General features: G+C 58.6%; 17 protein-coding genes. 13 read left to right on the forward strand and 4 right to left on the reverse strand.

All coding sequences use genetic code 11. The features are described from left to right. The first annotated feature begins 18 nt into the window (after positions 1-18). The 7 genes from GSQ93_RS35275 to GSQ93_RS35305 all read left to right on the forward strand — a co-directional run bounded on the left by GSQ93_RS35275 (position 19) and on the right by GSQ93_RS35305 (position 8023). Positions 19-1530, forward strand: coding sequence for a sugar ABC transporter ATP-binding protein (locus GSQ93_RS35275; RefSeq protein ID WP_158940614.1), 1512 nt, complete (start codon positions 19-21; stop codon positions 1528-1530). Between the two features lie 20 nt (positions 1531-1550). Next, complete coding sequence (gene alsC, locus GSQ93_RS35280; RefSeq protein ID WP_158940616.1) at positions 1551-2540, forward strand: D-allose ABC transporter permease; 990 nt, start codon at positions 1551-1553, stop codon at positions 2538-2540. A 71-nt stretch (positions 2541-2611) separates the two neighbouring features. Then, positions 2612-3649: a hydroxyacid dehydrogenase gene (locus GSQ93_RS35285; protein ID WP_158940618.1), complete on the forward strand. Its 1038-nt coding sequence runs from the start codon at positions 2612-2614 to the stop codon at positions 3647-3649. A gap of 3 nt (positions 3650-3652) precedes the next feature. Next, positions 3653-4621 carry a hypothetical protein gene (locus tag GSQ93_RS35290; protein WP_158940620.1) on the forward strand — a complete coding sequence of 323 codons (969 nt, stop codon included), beginning with the start codon at positions 3653-3655 and terminating at the stop codon, positions 4619-4621. Positions 4622-4697: 76 nt separating this feature from the next. After that, the gene (locus GSQ93_RS35295) at positions 4698-5327 is read left to right on the forward strand and encodes an HAD-IA family hydrolase (RefSeq protein WP_301952115.1); all 630 of its coding nucleotides are present in this window, start codon (positions 4698-4700) and stop codon (positions 5325-5327) included. 620 nt (positions 5328-5947) lie between these two features. Continuing rightward, positions 5948-7111 (forward strand): BamA/TamA family outer membrane protein, encoded by a 1164-nt coding sequence (locus GSQ93_RS35300; protein WP_158940624.1) that lies wholly within the window; start codon positions 5948-5950, stop codon positions 7109-7111. A 93-nt stretch (positions 7112-7204) separates the two neighbouring features. Then, positions 7205-8023, forward strand: coding sequence for a MipA/OmpV family protein (locus GSQ93_RS35305; protein ID WP_254074224.1), 819 nt, complete (start codon positions 7205-7207; stop codon positions 8021-8023). 42 nt (positions 8024-8065) lie between these two features. On the opposite strand, the gene GSQ93_RS35310 is transcribed toward GSQ93_RS35305, so the two are convergent. Both GSQ93_RS35310 and GSQ93_RS35315 read right to left on the reverse strand, forming a co-directional pair. Next, positions 8066-8734 carry a histidine phosphatase family protein gene (locus tag GSQ93_RS35310; protein ID WP_158940625.1) on the reverse strand — a complete coding sequence of 223 codons (669 nt, stop codon included), beginning with the start codon at positions 8732-8734 and terminating at the stop codon, positions 8066-8068. Positions 8735-8773: 39 nt separating this feature from the next. Next, a complete protein-coding gene (locus tag GSQ93_RS35315; protein ID WP_158940627.1) occupies positions 8774-10360 on the reverse strand; it encodes a Na+/H+ antiporter in 1587 nt (528 codons plus the stop codon). A 220-nt stretch (positions 10361-10580) separates the two neighbouring features. Here GSQ93_RS35315 and GSQ93_RS35320 point away from each other — a divergent pair, with 220 nt between their 5' ends. The 3 genes from GSQ93_RS35320 (at position 10581) to GSQ93_RS35330 (ending at position 12190) form a co-directional block, all read left to right on the forward strand. Further along, complete coding sequence (locus GSQ93_RS35320) at positions 10581-11390, forward strand: PhzF family phenazine biosynthesis protein (protein WP_301952113.1); 810 nt, start codon at positions 10581-10583, stop codon at positions 11388-11390. Positions 11391-11446: 56 nt separating this feature from the next. Then, entirely contained in the window at positions 11447-11701 is a 255-nt protein-coding gene (locus tag GSQ93_RS35325) for a hypothetical protein (protein WP_158940630.1), read from the forward strand. A gap of 267 nt (positions 11702-11968) precedes the next feature. After that, positions 11969-12190 carry a hypothetical protein gene (locus GSQ93_RS35330; protein ID WP_158940632.1) on the forward strand — a complete coding sequence of 74 codons (222 nt, stop codon included), beginning with the start codon at positions 11969-11971 and terminating at the stop codon, positions 12188-12190. Between the two features lie 35 nt (positions 12191-12225). Here GSQ93_RS35330 and GSQ93_RS35335 read toward each other — a convergent pair whose 3' ends face one another. Continuing rightward, on the reverse strand, positions 12226-12825 hold the full coding sequence (locus GSQ93_RS35335) for a TetR/AcrR family transcriptional regulator (RefSeq protein WP_158940634.1): 600 nt from the start codon (positions 12823-12825) through the stop codon (positions 12226-12228). Between the two features lie 143 nt (positions 12826-12968). On the opposite strand from GSQ93_RS35335, the gene GSQ93_RS35340 reads away from it, so the two are divergent. Further along, entirely contained in the window at positions 12969-13745 is a 777-nt protein-coding gene (locus GSQ93_RS35340) for an SDR family NAD(P)-dependent oxidoreductase (protein ID WP_158940635.1), read from the forward strand. Between the two features lie 71 nt (positions 13746-13816). Here GSQ93_RS35340 and andR read toward each other — a convergent pair whose 3' ends face one another. Next, a complete protein-coding gene (gene andR / locus GSQ93_RS35345; RefSeq protein WP_158940637.1) occupies positions 13817-14785 on the reverse strand; it encodes an anthranilate 1,2-dioxygenase regulatory protein AndR in 969 nt (322 codons plus the stop codon). A 320-nt stretch (positions 14786-15105) separates the two neighbouring features. Here andR and andAc point away from each other — a divergent pair, with 320 nt between their 5' ends. Then, positions 15106-16347 carry an anthranilate 1,2-dioxygenase large subunit AndAc gene (andAc, locus tag GSQ93_RS35350; RefSeq protein ID WP_158940984.1) on the forward strand — a complete coding sequence of 414 codons (1242 nt, stop codon included), beginning with the start codon at positions 15106-15108 and terminating at the stop codon, positions 16345-16347. A gap of 18 nt (positions 16348-16365) precedes the next feature. After that, positions 16366-16839 (forward strand): anthranilate 1,2-dioxygenase small subunit AndAd, encoded by a 474-nt coding sequence (gene andAd / locus GSQ93_RS35355; RefSeq protein WP_158940639.1) that lies wholly within the window; start codon positions 16366-16368, stop codon positions 16837-16839. The last annotated feature ends 1 nt before the right edge of the window (position 16840 follow it).

Below are 16840 nucleotides of genomic sequence, written 5' to 3' on the forward strand. Positions count from 1 at the left end.
GTATTCAGCGAGGATCAGATGAACGATGTACTGGTGGCCGTGCGTGGCATCACGAAGATCTTTCCGGGCACGACTGCCCTCAGCGACGTGAGTTTTGACGTTCGCGCAGGCGAGGTACATGTGCTGCTCGGCGAGAACGGCGCCGGTAAATCGACGTTGATGAAAATCCTCAGCGGCATTTATGAGCCGACGTCAGGCGCTATTGTGGCGGGCGGCAGTGAATACTCGAAGTTGTCGCCCGCGCTGTCTGCCCAGCTTGGCATCTGCCTGATTTATCAGGAGCTGAGCGTGATCGACTACTTGAGCATTGAGGAAAACCTGTTCGTTGGGCGCATTCCCACCGTCAGGCGCTTCGGCATTCCCGTAGTGGATCGGAAGGCGATGCACAGCAAGGCTCGTGAAGTCCTTGCCCGGGTCGGTCTGGCGCGCGACCCGCGGACGTTGGTTGGTGACCTGGGCATTTCGGAGAAGCAGCAGGTCGAAATTGCCAAGGCGCTGGCGAGCGAGGCGCGACTCATCATCATGGACGAGCCGACCTCGTCACTTACGGACACTGAAGTCGCGAAGCTCTTCGCGGTGATTGGGGACCTTAAGCGTGACGGCGTCGGCGTGGCCTATATCTCCCACAAGCTCAAGGAGATTCCGCTGATAGGCGATCGCGTCACGGTCCTCAAGGATGGGAAATACGTCGGCACTTACGACGCTAAAACGACATCGACAGACCGGCTCGTTGCACTGATGGTCGGCCGGGAGATCGTTCACGGACGACCGGACGGCGTGGATGCGACAAAGGGCGATGTTGTGTTCTCTGTCGATCATCTTTCTTCACGCGATGGATGGGTGCGCGATGTCTCGTTCAACGTTCATCGTGGAGAAATTTTTGGCTTCGCCGGCTTGATGGGATCAGGACGCAGCGAGTTGATGGAAACCATATTCGGCGTTCGTCGAAAATCGGCTGGCCTGATGACGCTCAACGGTCGCGAGATTACGATCGACTCGCCGTATCAGGCGGTCAAGCAAGGGCTTGCGTTCGTGACCGAGGACCGGCGCGCGACAGGCTTTTTTCATAATCTGAATATTGAAGAAAACATCTTTGTTGCTCCTGCCTTGCGCAGTACGCGGCGTGCACTCTCGCTCGGGCTGATCGACCGTGCGCAGCAGCGTGAATTTGGCCTGCGCTACACAGAGCGGCTTCGCATCCGATGCGCATCTTCCACCCAGAACATCACGGAACTATCGGGTGGCAATCAGCAAAAAGCGATCATCGCCAAGTGGCTCGCGGCAAAGAGTGATCTCTTCATTTTCGACGAACCGACCCGCGGTATCGACATTGGAGCGAAGGCTGAAATTTATTCGATCATGCGTGCGCTCGCCAATGAAGGAAAGGCCATTCTCATGGTGTCGTCGGAACTTCCGGAACTCATCGCAGTGTGCGATCGCATTGCTGTTTACAAGGACGGCACGGTAGCGAGCACGCTCGCCAATGCCGACGCCACGGAAGAATCGATCATGCAAGTCGCCACCTCATGAGCGACAACGAAGGAGGCAAGATGAACCAATCCAACACGTCCGGCGCGCCGCTTGCGGCAAGACCACGCCGGGATTTCGCCACGATATGGCAGACATACGGCACATTCGGCATTCTCGTGGTGCTGCTTATCTTGTGCAGCATCGCGTCGCCGCAGTATTTCCTGACTCGCGACAACCTCGTCCAGGTCCTGTTGCAGAGTTCGGTGATGGTCCTGCTTGCGTGCGGCGTGTTCTTCACCATCCTGATCGCGGGCATTGACCTGTCTATCGGCTCGGTGCTCGCGCTCTCCGGCATGGTGATGGCGAAGCTGATGATGGCCGGCTTGCCCGTGTGGCTCGCCGTGCTCATTGGCGGCGTCGGCGTCGGGGCGTTGCTCGGCGCGGTCAACGGCGCGCTGGTCAATCTCACGCAATTGCATCCGTTCATCATCACGCTGGGCACGGCCGCGATATACCGGGGAGTTACGCTCATCGTGTCCGACTCACGATCCGTATTCGGCTTTGACCGTTCCTTTACCGATGTCGTCGCCGGCCGTATTTTCGGCATACCGGTGCCTATCATCATCGCGGTCGTGGTGGCAGGATTCCTGATGTTCCTGACGAAGTTCACGAAGCTCGGCCGCAACATCTACGCACTCGGTGGCAACGCGCAGGCCGCGTTCTACTCGGGTATCAGCGTGAAGTTACACACCATGGTCGTCTTCATCATTGCGGGAACGTGCGCGGGCATAGCCGGGATTGTCACGACCGCCCGCACCGCTGCTGCAGAACCGAATGCCGGAGTGGGCTTCGAGACCTTTGCGATTGCGTCCGCGATTATCGGCGGCACAAGCTTTTTTGGCGGCCGCGGACAGGTCACGGGTGTGGTCATAGGTGGCTTGATCATCGGCGTAATCAACAACATTCTGAACATCATGAATGTAGAGACCTACTACCAGCAGATCGTGATGGGCGCGCTCATTATTGCTGCGGTCACGGCCGACAAGCTGTTCACCCGCAAGTCCCGGTAAATCAATCTGCAAGCGCCGCATGTCCTTCCTGACTGCGGCGCCGCTTCCGATATTCGTCTTCAGGAGTACCCATGACTCATCCCGTAGAAAAAATCCGTCTATTCATTGCACCTGCTCCCCGTACTGTTGCGGACATTTTCAGTCCCGCCGATCTCGATCGGCTCCGTGCACTCGGCGAGGTGTTCATTCATGAAGACGGCCCAGTGACCGACGAGATCTTCGAACAACACGCTGCCGATGCCCACATCATGGTTGGTCAGTTTGAGATGCCGGCGGAGCGGGTGACGCGGGCAGCCAACCTGCGAGCGATCGTCAATGTGGAAGGGAATTTTCTTCCGAACGTGGGCTATGCCCAGTGCTTCAGGCAGGGCATTCGCGTCCTGAACGTAAGCCCGGTATTCGCTGAGCCCGTGGCCGAGATGGCGCTGGGCATGGCGATCGATCTTGCTCGCGGGATCAGTCATGCGGACAGGCGTTTTCGCAACGGCACCGAGCAATACGGACTCGATGCAAACCGGGACGCGTTCTCCCTGTATGACGCCCCGGTGGGGTTCATCGGCATGGGCGACCTGGGGCGCGCGATCCTGCCCCTCGTGACGCCGTTTCGCGGCGTGGTGAGGGCGTTCGATCCGTGGCTGCCTGCGGCTTATATCGAATCGCTTGGATGTGAGCCTGCGTCGCTCGATACGGTATTGCGCGAGTCGCAGATCGTATTCGTGGTGGCAGGCGTCACGTCCGAGAATCAAGGTTTTCTCACGCGCGAGGAATTTGCATTGATGCGCAAGGGCGCCGCTTTCATCCTGGTGAGCCGTGCCGGTGTCGTGGATTTCGACGCAATGCTCGACGCTGCCGCGGTAGGTCACATCCGCGTTGCTACGGACGTCTTTCCTGAAGAGCCGCTCGCGGCTGGGCATCGGGCGCGGTCGGTCGACAACGTGCTGCTGTCGCCGCACCAGGCCGGCGCGCTTGGCACGGTATTGAGGGACATTGGTCGCCGTGCTTTGGCCGATATCGAATTGATTGCGCGCGGTTTGCCGCCCATGATGTGCAAGGTCGCGCAGCCTGAAACAGTCGGCCTGATGCGCAGCAAGCCGGTGGAAAAGAGCTGACCGATGCTGAGCCGCATATCGCATTTTGCAGGAAGTGCCGACACGCATCGCACGCTTGAATGGACTGAATATCGCGGATGGACGGCGCTCTCGATGCGTCAAGGACCGCTCGAACTGACAGTTGTTCCTGCAATTGGCGGCAGGCTCATGAGCATCCGGCATGAGGGTGTCGAGCTGGCGTATGTCAATGATGCGCTGGCAGGACGCGTGCCGGATTGGAGCGGCGCGCAATGGCGAACACTCTGCGGCGAATGGGACTTCCCGCTATGGGGCGGCGGCAAGACCTGGGTGGCACCCGAGGCCGATTGGCCTGACGGTGCGCCGCAGCGCGATCTGGACAGCGGACCCTACGAAGTCGCGAGTACGTGGTTCGACTCCAGGTCCATGGGCATCGAACTGTTGAGCGTGGTATGCCGGCAGAGCGGCCTGCAAATCCGGCGTCGTATTGTCCTGTCGGCACGAGATGGCGCGTGGACAACCTCACATGAGCTTTGTAACCGGGGCGCGTCGGAGCGGCCGTGCGCGATCTGGGACGTCCTGATGTTGCGCCGGCCGGGAAAGGTCGACGTTGCAATCGAGAGCGACGATGACTGGCGCGTATCGGTGATCCCGTTTCCTGCCAAAGGCCCTTTAGGCGACGTGCGTGAATCAGCATTCGTGACGGGCTCAAACGGACTTGTCACGACGCAATGCGTTGAGGCGGTCGAGTTCAAGCTGGGCGTAAAGAATTCACCCGGTGTTATTCACGTCGAATTTGATTTGCCCGAAGGCAAGCGGACATTGCGCCGGCGCTTCCCGGTTACCCCGGGCGCGAGGTATGCTCACGGCACGCCGCTTGAAGTGTTCAACGCGCCTGAACTGCCATACTTCGAGATCGAATCGCATGGGCCCTTGGTCGTTTTGCAGCCGGGTGATTCGATCACGCTTAGTGTGGAAGAGGCCGTGGCTAGCGACGCTGCTCAACTTCCCTGAATGATTGCCGAATTACTCATACGGTCCGCTGTCGCTCATGCTGCTTACCTAAGTCGAATTTCGCGTATCGTGTTTTCTGTTCGATATGGATGGAACCTTGCTCAACTCACATGCGCCCGTGATCCGCGCGTACACGGATTGGGCGCTTAGGCGAGGGCTTGATCCCGAGATGGTCCTGCGTGAATGCCAGGGCCGACGCGTGATCGACACTATCCGCGCGCTGGCGCCTCCCGGAACCGATATTGAAGCCGATACAGCCGCGTTGAAACAGGTCGAACTCGATGACGTCGCGGGCATAGTGGAGATCCCGGGCGCTCGGGATTTATTGATGTCCATCCCCGACGATCGTTGGGGCGTGGTCACGTCGGCGGAACGCCCTCTTGCACTCAGGCGGCTCAAAGCGGCTGGATTACCCATACCCAAGGTCTTGTTCACCTCGGACGAGATTGCGCGCGGAAAACCTGCGCCAGATGGCTTCGTTGTGGCTGCGAGAGCATTGGGCGCTGCTCCCGAACGCGCTGTAGTGTTTGAGGATTCGGCCGCCGGAATTGCGTCGGGACTCGCCGCCGGATCACTGGTCATTGCCATCACATCAACTTTATCCGTAGCGCAGATCGACGCTTTGGGTCCACGAGGCTATCTTCACGATCTTCGAGGCCTGCACGTCTCGGACGACAACGGAGACATGCTTCTTCGCGTTGCCTGAGTGGTGGAGCAGGGCTGCTTGAGGTTATCGAATAGTGCAGAACTTGTCTGCGCTGACGTGAGCGCTCCGGTGCTTGCAACGAAGATGTGTTTCGCCTGCGACGCGCCACGCTGCAGGCCATACTGTGTGTTACCTGGCCATCGAGGCCGACCTCGCACACGTAAGCCAAGTGTTCACCTATCCCATTGACCTCAGAGCGGCGCTTCCATGCGCGCGCGCTCAACGGACTACGGCCGCCTAGCGCGGCGTTAAGCACCGCCATCTCAATCATCCCTATTTTCACCAGCGCTTTGACAGGGAACGATAAGTCAAATCGATACTCGATCGCCCGTCGTTCACTCGTGAACAAACGTATTCGCCCGGGAGATTGGTCGAGCCTCGAACCATGATTGCGTTCTGTTTGACTTTCTGATATCGGTCGACTTTGTTTTTGCACTTTTACCGAATCCACAGTCGAACCGTAGGACCTGAACGATTCGAATTGCTAAATTATTAGCGAGCACTGACGCAGCCTGTGAAAACTTAAACACGCACCGAAGTGTTGAGGCCACTGTGTCGGTAATCGTGCATTCGCTTCGCTAGCGATGAACTAAAAAACTTGCATGACGGAAATCGTATCGATGAAATTACGCAAGCGAGGCTTAAGCGCTGCCCTTGAATCACGGCAAAGGATATGGCCATTACTCGGATGCCTCGCGCTCACGGCTTCACTCACCGGTGTGGCGTCGGCGGAAGGCAAATTCACCGACGCTGAAGATGGCATGTTCGACTTGAGCGATATGTTGCTGTCGCACCGTGGCGTCCTGCCTGTACCCACTATTGTCACGGAACCCGCTGTTGGGTACGGACTCGGCCTTGGCCTGCTGTACTTCACCATGCCCAAGCATGATCCGGATGCCCCTCAGAGCGAGGCCAAGAGCTCAGCGCCTCCCAATATCACCGGCTTGGGGGGCTTTGCGACAGGCACGCATAGCTGGGGTGTCGGGCTGATGCACTTCCACACCTGGGACGACGACCGGATTCGCTATCTCGGCATTGTTGGAAAAATCAACCTGCATCTGAACTATTACGGTTCCGAAGGCGGATCGCACGCGTATCAGCTAAGCGGCGTTGCCGTCGTTCAGCAGGTCTTGTTCCGCTTGGGCAATAGTCCGTGGTACGTCGGTCCTCGCTACACGTTTCTGGATTCGAACACGCGCTTCGGCCCCATTCTTCCAAACGGATTGCTTGATTTCAAGAACGAGCAACGCGTTGCGAAGGGCGGTGTGGTCGTTGACTACGACACCCGCGACAACTTCTTTTTCCCGGGCAAAGGAACCTACGCGGAGTTTGAAGCGGAAATTGCCAGAGGTGGACTCGGCAGTTCTTCAAATTTCCAGATGGAAACTGCGAAGGGCTACCACTGGTTACCGCTCGGTCCGTCATGGGTTCTCGGGATGCGCGCCGACACCGGATTTTCGCAAGGTAATATCCCGTTTTTTGCGCAGCCCTACGTCTCTCTACGCGGCGTGTCTGACGCGAAGTATCAAGACCGCAATCAACTGACGAGCGAGGTCGAGCTCAGGTGGAATGTGGCGCCGCGCTGGTATGTGCTCGGTTTTGGGGGCGCCGGCAAGGCGTACGGCAACCTTCATTCAATCTCAGATGCGCCGACAGCCTATGGTTTCGGCACCGGTTTTCGCTACCTGATCGCCCGCAAGCTAGGTTTGACGATGGGTATCGATATTGCACGTGGCCCCGGCCAAAACGCGTTCTACGTTCAAGTCGGCAGTGCCTGGCGCTAAGACTTGAACCTGGACTTGCACCTGGATTAGAACCTGGATTAGAACCTGGATTCAAGGCACCCCCGTTCCAATGGCCGGCCAATGAAAAACCACTTGAACCGCTTATCCCAAGTACGCCTGCACGCTGTTGTGCTGGCAACGTGCTGTCTGATCAGTCAGCCAAGCCGGGCAGCGTCCTTCGACGTTCCCGGCACGCTTCCCAGCATGGTCGGCGGTGGCCTTGGGTCTACGACGGACTACGCCGGGGGTAAGGACCGCTTTGTCGGCGCAGTACCGGGAATACGTTACGTGACCGATGGCGGACGGCTGTTCGAGCTATACGGGCCTTACGCACAGTTTGATCTTGGCGGCCTGACAGGACTGCAATACGGTCCGGCCGTCGAGCTTCGCCTGGGACGAAGTCATGTTGACGATCCGGTCGTTTCCCAGGTCCACGACGTGCACACGACCGCGGAAGCGGGGGGCTTTGTTGGCTACGAGTACGATAACCAGGGCGCTTTCCCGTATCGTCTGCGGGGCTCTGTGACGGTGGTGACCAACGCTGGCATTGTTTATACAGGAGCACGGGTGTCGGTGAACGGCAGCCTCTGGTTGCCCGTGCAACGCCGCATTTTTGTAGGTGCCGGGGTGGGTGCAAGCTGGGTAAGCCAAGGATTTAACCAGGTGTACTACGGTGTGACGGAGGAGGACTCCACACGCAGCGGCCTGCCTGCTTTCAGTCCTTCCGGCGGACTTGAACAGATGACCGGCTGGCTTGCCGCGATCTACCAGATCGATAAACACTGGTTTGGCGGTGCGATGATTTACTACCAGCGGATATCAGGCTCAGCGGCGGACAGTCCGATCGTCACGCAACGCGGCAACCGGAATCAAATCACGTATGGCGTGGGAGTCGCCTACGCGTTCAAGTGATTTGCCGGACGACCATGCGTGCCTGGAGCACCACGCTGGAGGTTAAAACCTTCCTTCAACAATTTCGCAGTTGGACGGCATGTCCACGCATCGAGCGCCGTCGTCCATGCTGATTTCGTTCAGGATGACCCGCACAGCTTGAAGCGTCCAGCCGTGTGCGACGACCAGCACCGTCTGCGGACTACTCAGCTTCAGGTCCGCAATCAGTGTTTGAACACGCGCGAGCATTCCCGTGAAGGGTTCGCCGTCCGGCGCGGCGGTAATAGCCGGTGCGTGGGCGATGAATCGCTGGAAATCGTCGCCGAGCTTTCCTTCAAATTGGGCACCCACGCGGTTTTCATTGGCTAGCCGATTGACGACTTGTGGAACGTTCAATACCTTGTTGGCCAACCATGCTGTTTGCCGCGCACGCAGAAATTCCGAGGTCACAATAAGCTCGATCTTCTCGTCCTTCAGACGCTCGCCCAAGGCCTTGGCCTGTGCTTCGCCCTTCTCGGTCAGATAAAAACCGGTGCGGGGATTACTGTTGCAAACGCCGCGGACGTTGCACGGATATTCGCCGTGGCGCGCGAAGATGATGCGTTTGAGCGCGGTGCTCGGTTCGGACAACCAGTTCGTTTCGGACATGTAGTAAAGAGGGACGAGGAGCTTGACCCAATTGTACCAACCCAAGCTCCTTCTCCAGTTTGGTCCCCTGTGCTGGCCAAGCAAAGCGGACTAGCCGGAGCTGCCCGCCAGCACTTGACGGTATCAGCCACGTCCATGCCGCGCGGACACCTCTTGCAAGTCCAGGTCATGTTCGAGGACGTGCAACATCTCATCGTGAATGGCGCCCGAACGATGCATCCGGAGCAACTCCTTGCGCCCGGCGGCAATGGCTGCCAGAACAACATCGAAATGAGTGACCCGTTCCTCATGCGGAAAGTCCGCCCGGTCGCCATACGCTTTGGTGAGTGTCGCCCGGTAGGTGTATTGCTCGAGCAGCCGGGGATGAATCACCTTCCCCTCACTGTCGTGTACAAGCGGTTCGATAGCAGCGAGTTGAGCCGCCTCCAGTCTTGCCCAGGCTTGTGGTTCCGTCAGATGTTGGGCGCCTGCATCCGCACTGCGATCAGGATTGATCCATTCGATAAGAAGGCCAATGGTGGCGCCTTGCAGCAACACGGTCACCAGGATGACGGCAAACGATGCAACAAGGATCAGATCCCGCCCGGGCAAGGTCTCTGGAAGCGATAGCGCGACTGCGAGGGTGACCACGCCGCGCATACCTGCCCAACTCATTATGGTTGCCGTTCGCCAATCAAGATCGGGGTCCTTATGACCTGTCAAACGCTGCCATGACGTGTTGAAAAACTCGGTAGCGAAGACCCATACGAAGCGCGACAGGACCACCGCGCCAAGCACAGCCGCCACGGCGGGCGCCAGCGTAAAAAGGGCATCATCGGCGCCGCCAGACCGCGCGATGACACCTCGAAGAGACAGCCCGATCAGGATGAACACGAGCGCTTCGAGAAGGAAGACAATGACCTGCCAGAATGCCGTCCCGCGCATGCGAACGGTCGCGCTCAAGACCTCGTGTTGATACCAACCCAATGTCAGGCCAGCCGTTACGGTCGCTATTACGCCCGAGACGCCAAGCATTTCGCCCACAATGTAGCTGATCCATGCCGTCAATACGCTGGTGGTGATGATGAGATAGTCGTCGTCGAGGCAGCGGATGATTTGCACGATCAAATAGCCCACGATGCCACCCACCACCACACCACCCAGGCCAAGGAAGGCGAAGCTCGCCGCAGCATGTCCCATGCTGAACGTTCCGGTCAGCGCTGCCGCCACGGCGAAGCGAACCAGGACGAGGCCGGCCGCATCGTTGAGCAAGCTTTCTCCTTCGAGGACGGACATCAGCTTGCGTGGCAGCGCGAGGCGTTCGAGCACGGCCTTGGCCGCGACGGCATCGGGCGGCGACACAATCGCGCCGAGCGCGAAGCAGACTGCCCAAGGCAAGCCAGGGACAACCAGATGGGCGACCACGCCGACCGCAAGTGTGGTGAACGCAACGGCACCAATAGCGAGTAGCAGGATGGCGCCGAGATTGCGCTTGAGCTCTTCCCAGACTGAGAAGTAGGCTCCGTCCATGAGGAGCGGCGGCAGGAATACGACAATCACCAGGTCCGGGTCCAGGTGAACGGGTGGAAGCCCGGGCACGAATGCCATGGCAATGCCGCCAATCAGCAGCGCGGCCGCGGGTGGCAATTTAAGACGCTTTGCTAGCAGCTGCAAGCCGATCATCACGATGAGCGAGAGCAGGACGAGCTTGAATGCGGAGACGGAGGACATGGATGTGCCTGCGGAGCGTCGGTTAAGCGAAGCTTACCCGACGGCGGCATTGCTTCGGAATTCATGGGGGCATCCGTTATAGCGCCAGGCGTTCGCTTAGGCGAGAGGTTGACTCATCTAGGGATGCGTCGGTCTCTTGTAAGCAAGCTAAAGGCGGACACTTGGCTGTAGCCAGACCCTGGTCGTACTATGATGGCAATACGCAACTCAAGGTGATTCAATGAACATTGAACGATATAGATGCTTTGGAGCAACAGCGTTGAACGGAAACGATGCTGTGGTTGTGTCGGGTCCTGAACTCTCAAGCTGGTTGCTTGAGGACCGGCAACAATTCACCATCGAGCAACATGCTCACGCGTGTGTTTTTGTAGATGCGGAGGGTTCGGCAAGCGGCCAGTTCACGCTGGATTTTTACTATCCGCATACGCGCAGCCCTTTGTGTCTGCACGCGTCGCTAGCGGCTGCCGACCATGTTTGGAAAACTGGACAGCACGGTGGTGTTTTGTTGCTGACGTCGAGCATGAAAAAGCAACCGCTGGCGTTCGATAGAACAGGCGACGAAATTTTCGTGTCGGTCGATATACAGCAGGCGGATTTCCCCAATGTATCCATTTCTGACGTAGCAAAGTTATTGCGCTGCGATACGGGCGTGCTCGTGTCGTCACCCGAGGTGGCCTCCGTAGGTAGCCCCAAGCTTCTCGTTGAAGTCGCTAGCGAAGATGTGCTGTATTCCCTGGCCCCGGATCTGGATGGCATCACAGAATGGGGACAAAGGAATGGCGTCAATGGTTGCTTCGTCTACACGCTGATGGGCGCAAGTCCGAGCCAGTATGCCGGCCGCAACTTCAATCATCTCGACGCGACGCTGGAAGACGCGGCTACCGGTGTCGCCGCTGGGGCACTGAGCGTCAGGTTGAATGCGGATATAACGCTGTATCAAGGGCGGAATCTGGATAACCCTTGCGTTATTCGTGCCTCACGCGCCGCAGGAAAGATTCGGGTGGGCGGCCGCGTTGCTATGGGCGGGTAATCGCGTCTTAGCATGCGTGACGTCGCAAGCTTAGGCGGAGCAGTATCTGCTCAAAGATGTTCCATCCAGTTTGCCTGTTTGTCGTCACCATCATTCAGCTTTCTCTCGCAGCCGCTGCGTTGCTTTCGATGCTGACGCCGTACCCCATCTTCATGCTCGTCAGTACCGGCAACCCCGTGGCGATCATTGCGGGTATCGCGATCTCGCTGATTGGTATTCGTGGCCTGGCGCGCCTTCAGAATGGACGTGATTCGAACGAGTTACACCAGGCGGAATCGATCGGGGCGCTGGAGCGGCAAGGGGTGAATTGACGTTGGGGCGGCTCGTGTCAAGTCACCTTATGTTACGACTGGCATGAGCTTCCTTACCCGATGAAAGACTTAAGCCCGGTTCGGTTGACCGGGCAATTGCAACGGGAAGTTTCTGCCGACAACGGTTGCGCCCCGCACGGGCGCTTGCTCATTGCGAGAATGTAACTGTGTAATGCCGTGAAAAATGGCTGTAGCGAGAATGTCGATTTGACTCTCTAGGATGCATGAACGCAAACCGTTGCGATTCATTCATGCAAGGAGATTCCCATGCTCAGCCCTCACGAGTTGTCGACGCTGCTCTTGATCCAACATTCGCCGTCGCAGGTCGAACCTCAATGTTCCGACGTGGCGAGTCTCGAGCACGAGCACCTCGTCAGCATCGACGCAAGCACGAACGGTCGAGCTATGCCGCGCCTGACTACACAGGGCTCCGATTTATTGCAGCAACTGCATCGTTTCTGCGCCCGTGAGTTTGCTGAGAGCCACTGAACCTGCACTGACATTCGCCGCGGTTCGCCCCGGGTTTATTGCAGGTGAGCAGTACCTTCCTGCGTCATGACGAGCGCATGCGCGGCCGTGAGAATCGACAGCGCCAGATCGTGATCGTCCACTGCGCGCGCCAGTGTGATCGCGCCCACAATCGCGGCAACCACGCCTAGTCCCAGCGCTTCGCTCCCGCTTCCGTCTTCGCCTCCCGCTGCTTGAGTCAATCGATCTGCAAGCCGCCGCAAGTGCGTGGTGTAGAGCGCTTTCACATCCGCCGTTGCATGCACCGCATCGCCGGCAAGTGCACACAGTGCGCAGCCGTTGCCGGGATTGTCCGCGTGAGCGGGGTGCAGGTAGGCATCGACGATCGCTTCGAACGGTGTCTTTGAATGTTCCGCCGCATTCGCCGCGCGCGATGTCACGCGTTCCCGGCCTTGGGTCATTGCCTGTTCCAGCGCAGCAATGATCAATTCATCGCGTGACGAAAAATGTCCATAGAACGCGCCGTGCGTAAGCCCCGCGCTACGCATGCAATCGGCGACTCCCAGTGCTTTCAGACCGTTCTCGCGAATCTGCCGTGCAGCCGTATCCAGCACACGTTGCCTGCTTTCTGCCTTCTGTGCCTGTGAAAAGCCCATCACAATCCTCGCTTGACAATCTGCATGACGAGGATAATACTGAATTTGTGGATTATATTCAACATTCAGATTGGCGGCGTATCAATACAGCCGATGCATTCTTCAGCCGCGACCGGGCGGCGATCAAAATAGGAGAAGGACCCATGCGATTCATTGGCAAGATTGCCCTGATTACGGGCGGAAACAGCGGTATTGGTTTTGCGGCCGCGAAGTTGTTGATCGCCGAAGGGGCGCGCGTCGCGATCACGGGGCGTGACCGCGCGAAGCTGGATAACGCGGTGTCTGAGCTGGGTGCAAATGCGCTCGGCATTCAGGCGGATCTGGACGATCCAACTGCAATCGATTTGGTGATAAAACAAGTCAGTGGTGCTTATGGTTCACTTGATATCGTGTTTGCCAACGCGGGAATCTCAGGGCCAACGCCATTGGGCGGTACGACCGCTGCGGCGTTTGAAGCCATTCTGCGTACCAACCTGACAGGGGTCTTTCTGACGGTCCAGGCGGCGCTGCCGTTGATGTCCGCGGGAGGATCGATCGTGTTGAATGGTTCGGTCATGCGCGAGCTTGGCCGGGCAGGTACGGCGGCGTATTCGGCGTCCAAGGCCGGCATTACAGGGATGGCGAAAGTGTTTGCCGGAGAGCTCGTACAACGCGGCATCCGCGTGAACACGGTGATTCCTGGCGGCACCCGCACGCCGATCTGGACCCGCGGTGCACGGGCAGGCGCGACGATCGACGGCACGGAAGAAGCGTTGTCGCCGGCTATTCCAATGGGACGCTTCGCTGCCGCCGAAGAAGTCGCAGAGGCGGTTGCGTTCCTTGCGTCGGATGGTGCGTCCGGAATCACGGCGGCCGAGATAGTGGTCGACGGCGGCACGATCGGCGCGCCATGGAGCGCTCCAGTGCTTCGCGCTAGCTAGGCTTGCCCCTACCGCCCGGCGCAACGCGCGGAGGGGCGTGGTCGCCCATCTGACGAACGCTGCGGGCAGGCTTAGCGTCCCCGCAGTGTTTCCGATGGCGATTCACCGAACATCGCCTTGTAGACCATCGCGAAACGCCCGAGATGCGCGAAGCCGCAATCGAGCGCAATCTCTGCGACCCTCACATCCAAAGGGGCTGCGCGCAACGCATCGCGGGCGCGTTCCAGCCGCAATTGCCTCACATACTGCATGGGACTCACGCCGCGAAACTGTTGAAAGCCGTCGCGCAACGTGCGAGCCGAGACGCCGACGGCCTTGGCAATATCGAGTAATTCCAGCGGCTCCCGGCAATTTGCTTCGATGAACGCCTCCGCGCGCTTCACGAAGCCGGGCGAGACCAGCGAACGCTTCGAAGCGAAGCCCGACTCTATTGCATTGCCCACATGACCCGTGGCGAACAGATCGATCAGCAAACCTTCCAGATGCGTCGCCACACGCGGATTACTGCGTGCACTCGCGAGCAATTCGGACGAACTCGCGACCAGTTGCAATTGCTGCATCCAGCCGCGTAAATGCGAGCCGCCCACCGGCACCAGCGCGGCGAAGTCCTGCACGGCCAGTCCCGCGTGCGTGGTCAGCGCGACGGGATCGATCCGCAGCACAAACTGCTCGCAGCCAGGCGAGAGCAGTGCATCGAAAGCCTGCCCGGGCGCACATAAAACGCCCTGGTCACGGTTCACTTGCATGGAGCGTCCCATGGTGTGGACTTCCGCGTTGCCGGCAACGCAAAACATCAGCAGGTAATAACCGTCTACCGACTGGACGTTCACGCGCATGGCATCGCCGAAAGCGATCGTGCCCAGACCCAGCCCCCCAAGCTTGACGAAATCCATGTGCGAGCGGCCGCGGCCCGTCCCCGAGGGCACGAGCGCGTGCGGCTGCATCACGCCCGAGATCAGTTCGCGGGTTTCATCGAGGTCAGTCGATTCGAATAATCGATAGCCCCGCAACGCGTCAGCACGAAAGGCGGCTTGCGACATGGATGGTTCCGGTCGGTGAAAAAATCACGACGAATGCTCATGCAAATGCTCATGCAATTGCTCAGGCAGATAGTAAGTCACTTCGCCGTTCTACCCGACGCTCGTGCCGCTCAACACCCGACGCCCGGCGAAAACTTGCCGAAAGTGGATAGCGGAGCTTGGCGCGCAGCCGTTATCGGATAGACCCGCTATTTTGGCGCACCAAAAATCGCAGCACACCACCCCCCACAAAAGGAGAAATCGCCTTGGAAACGAATGCGATAAGCGCCCCGGACGCGCCAAATGCACCGGACGCAAGGGCCGAATTCCCCCTTCGCCCGATGAACCCGCTCGACTCCGCCGCGGTCATTTTTCCCCATGATGACGGTTCGCGCGTGCCCTACAAGGTCTTTAGCTCACAGGCGGTGTACGAGCGCGAGCAGGAGCGGATCTATCGCGGACCGACCTGGAATTTCGTGGCGCTGGAAGCGGAAATCCCGAATCCAGGCGATTTCAAAAGCACCTTCGTCGGCGACACGCCGGTAGTTGTTACGCGCAACGACGATGGTTCGCTGGCGGCGTGGGTCAACCGCTGCGCGCATCGCGGCGCGTCCGTGTGCAGGAAGTCCCGTGGCAACGCAAGCTCGCACACATGCGTGTACCACCAGTGGAGTTTCGACAAGAGCGGCAACCTGCTGGGCGTACCGTTTCGGCGCGGCCAAAAGGGCATGACCGGCATGCCCGCCGACTTCGATCCAAAGAATCACAGCTTGCGAAAGCTTCGGGTGGAGAGTTATCGCGGCTTGGTGTTCGCGACGTTCAGCGAAACAGTCGGTCCCTTGCCTGAGTATCTTGGCGCGGAAATGCGGCCCTGGATTGATCGGATTTTTCACAAGCCGATTGAATATCTTGGCTGCACGCGGCAGTTTTCAAAGTCGAACTGGAAGCTCTATTTCGAGAACGTGAAGGACCCGTATCACGCGAGCATGCTGCACTTGTTCCATACGACGTTCAACATTTTCCGCGTCGGCATGAAGGCGCGTTCCATACCCGATGCAACCCATGGACTGCACAGCATCATCACGGTGACGAAGACCGGCGAGGACACGTCGGCCGCCTACAAGCAGCAGAACATTCGCTCCTTCGACGAAGGCTTCGTGCTTGAAGACGATTCCATCCTCGGCCTGATCTCCGAATACGAAGAAGACACGACCAATCATATTCAGCCGATCTTCCCGCAACTCGTGATCCAGCAGATTCACAACACGCTGGTCGCACGGCAGTTGCTGCCTAAAGGACCGAATAGCTTCGAGCTGATTTTCCACTTCTTCGGTTATACCGACGACACGCCTGAGATGCGCGAGCTGCGCATCAAGCAGGCCAACCTGGTGGGACCGGCCGGCTATATCTCGATGGAAGACACGGAAGCCACTGAACTGGTCCAGCGCGGCACGATCCGCGACGCCGGCGCGACGTCGGTGATCGAAATGTCGCGCGGCAATCCGGACCAGCAGGACACGGTCATCACCGAAAGCCTGATCCGCAAGTTCTGGGTCGGCTACCAGAAGCTGATGGGATATTGAACGTCGAGGAAAAAGATCATGGAAGCAATGAAGCTGTGGTTCGAACTGCACATGCTGCAGGATCAATACATCAACAACCTCGACAACGACCGTCTTGAAGCGTGGCCGACGCTCTTCACCGAGGACTGTCTTTACGAGATCGTACCGAAGGAAAACGCCGACCTGGGCCTTCCAATCGGCATCATCTACTGCAACAACCAGAAGATGCTGCGCGACCGCGTGGTGTCGCTGCGCAATGCCAATATCTTCGAGGAACACAGCTACCGGCACATGACGTCGGGGCTCTGCGTGATGACGGAGAAGGACGGCGTGATCGAGACGGAAAGCAACTACGTGGTAATCCAGACGCGCACGAATGGCGAGTCGAGTGTGTATCAGGCGGGCAAGTACTACGACAAGGTGGTGCGTACCGACGCCGGTTTGCGTTACCAGTCAAAGCGCGTGATCTACGACACCTCGCGTGTGCAGACCCTGCTCGCCACACCGATCTGAA

This window comes from Burkholderia sp. S171 (assembly GCF_009766085.1).
Lineage (GTDB): Bacteria > Pseudomonadota > Gammaproteobacteria > Burkholderiales > Burkholderiaceae > Caballeronia.

Coding starts and splice junctions, on each gene's coding strand:
- GSQ93_RS35275 (WP_158940614.1), top strand. CDS start 19: ATGAACGATGTACTGGTGGCCGTGCGTGGCATCACGAAGATCTTTCCG.
- alsC (WP_158940616.1), top strand. CDS start 1,551: ATGAACCAATCCAACACGTCCGGCGCGCCGCTTGCGGCAAGACCACGC.
- GSQ93_RS35285 (WP_158940618.1), top strand. CDS start 2,612: ATGACTCATCCCGTAGAAAAAATCCGTCTATTCATTGCACCTGCTCCC.
- GSQ93_RS35290 (WP_158940620.1), top strand. CDS start 3,653: ATGCTGAGCCGCATATCGCATTTTGCAGGAAGTGCCGACACGCATCGC.
- GSQ93_RS35300 (WP_158940624.1), top strand. CDS start 5,948: ATGAAATTACGCAAGCGAGGCTTAAGCGCTGCCCTTGAATCACGGCAA.
- GSQ93_RS35315 (WP_158940627.1), bottom strand. CDS start 10,360: ATGTCCTCCGTCTCCGCATTCAAGCTCGTCCTGCTCTCGCTCATCGTG.
- GSQ93_RS35320 (WP_301952113.1), top strand. CDS start 10,581: ATGAACATTGAACGATATAGATGCTTTGGAGCAACAGCGTTGAACGGA.
- GSQ93_RS35325 (WP_158940630.1), top strand. CDS start 11,447: ATGTTCCATCCAGTTTGCCTGTTTGTCGTCACCATCATTCAGCTTTCT.
- GSQ93_RS35330 (WP_158940632.1), top strand. CDS start 11,969: ATGCTCAGCCCTCACGAGTTGTCGACGCTGCTCTTGATCCAACATTCG.
- GSQ93_RS35335 (WP_158940634.1), bottom strand. CDS start 12,825: ATGGGCTTTTCACAGGCACAGAAGGCAGAAAGCAGGCAACGTGTGCTG.
- GSQ93_RS35340 (WP_158940635.1), top strand. CDS start 12,969: ATGCGATTCATTGGCAAGATTGCCCTGATTACGGGCGGAAACAGCGGT.
- andR (WP_158940637.1), bottom strand. CDS start 14,785: ATGTCGCAAGCCGCCTTTCGTGCTGACGCGTTGCGGGGCTATCGATTA.
- andAc (WP_158940984.1), top strand. CDS start 15,106: ATGAACCCGCTCGACTCCGCCGCGGTCATTTTTCCCCATGATGACGGT.
- andAd (WP_158940639.1), top strand. CDS start 16,366: ATGGAAGCAATGAAGCTGTGGTTCGAACTGCACATGCTGCAGGATCAA.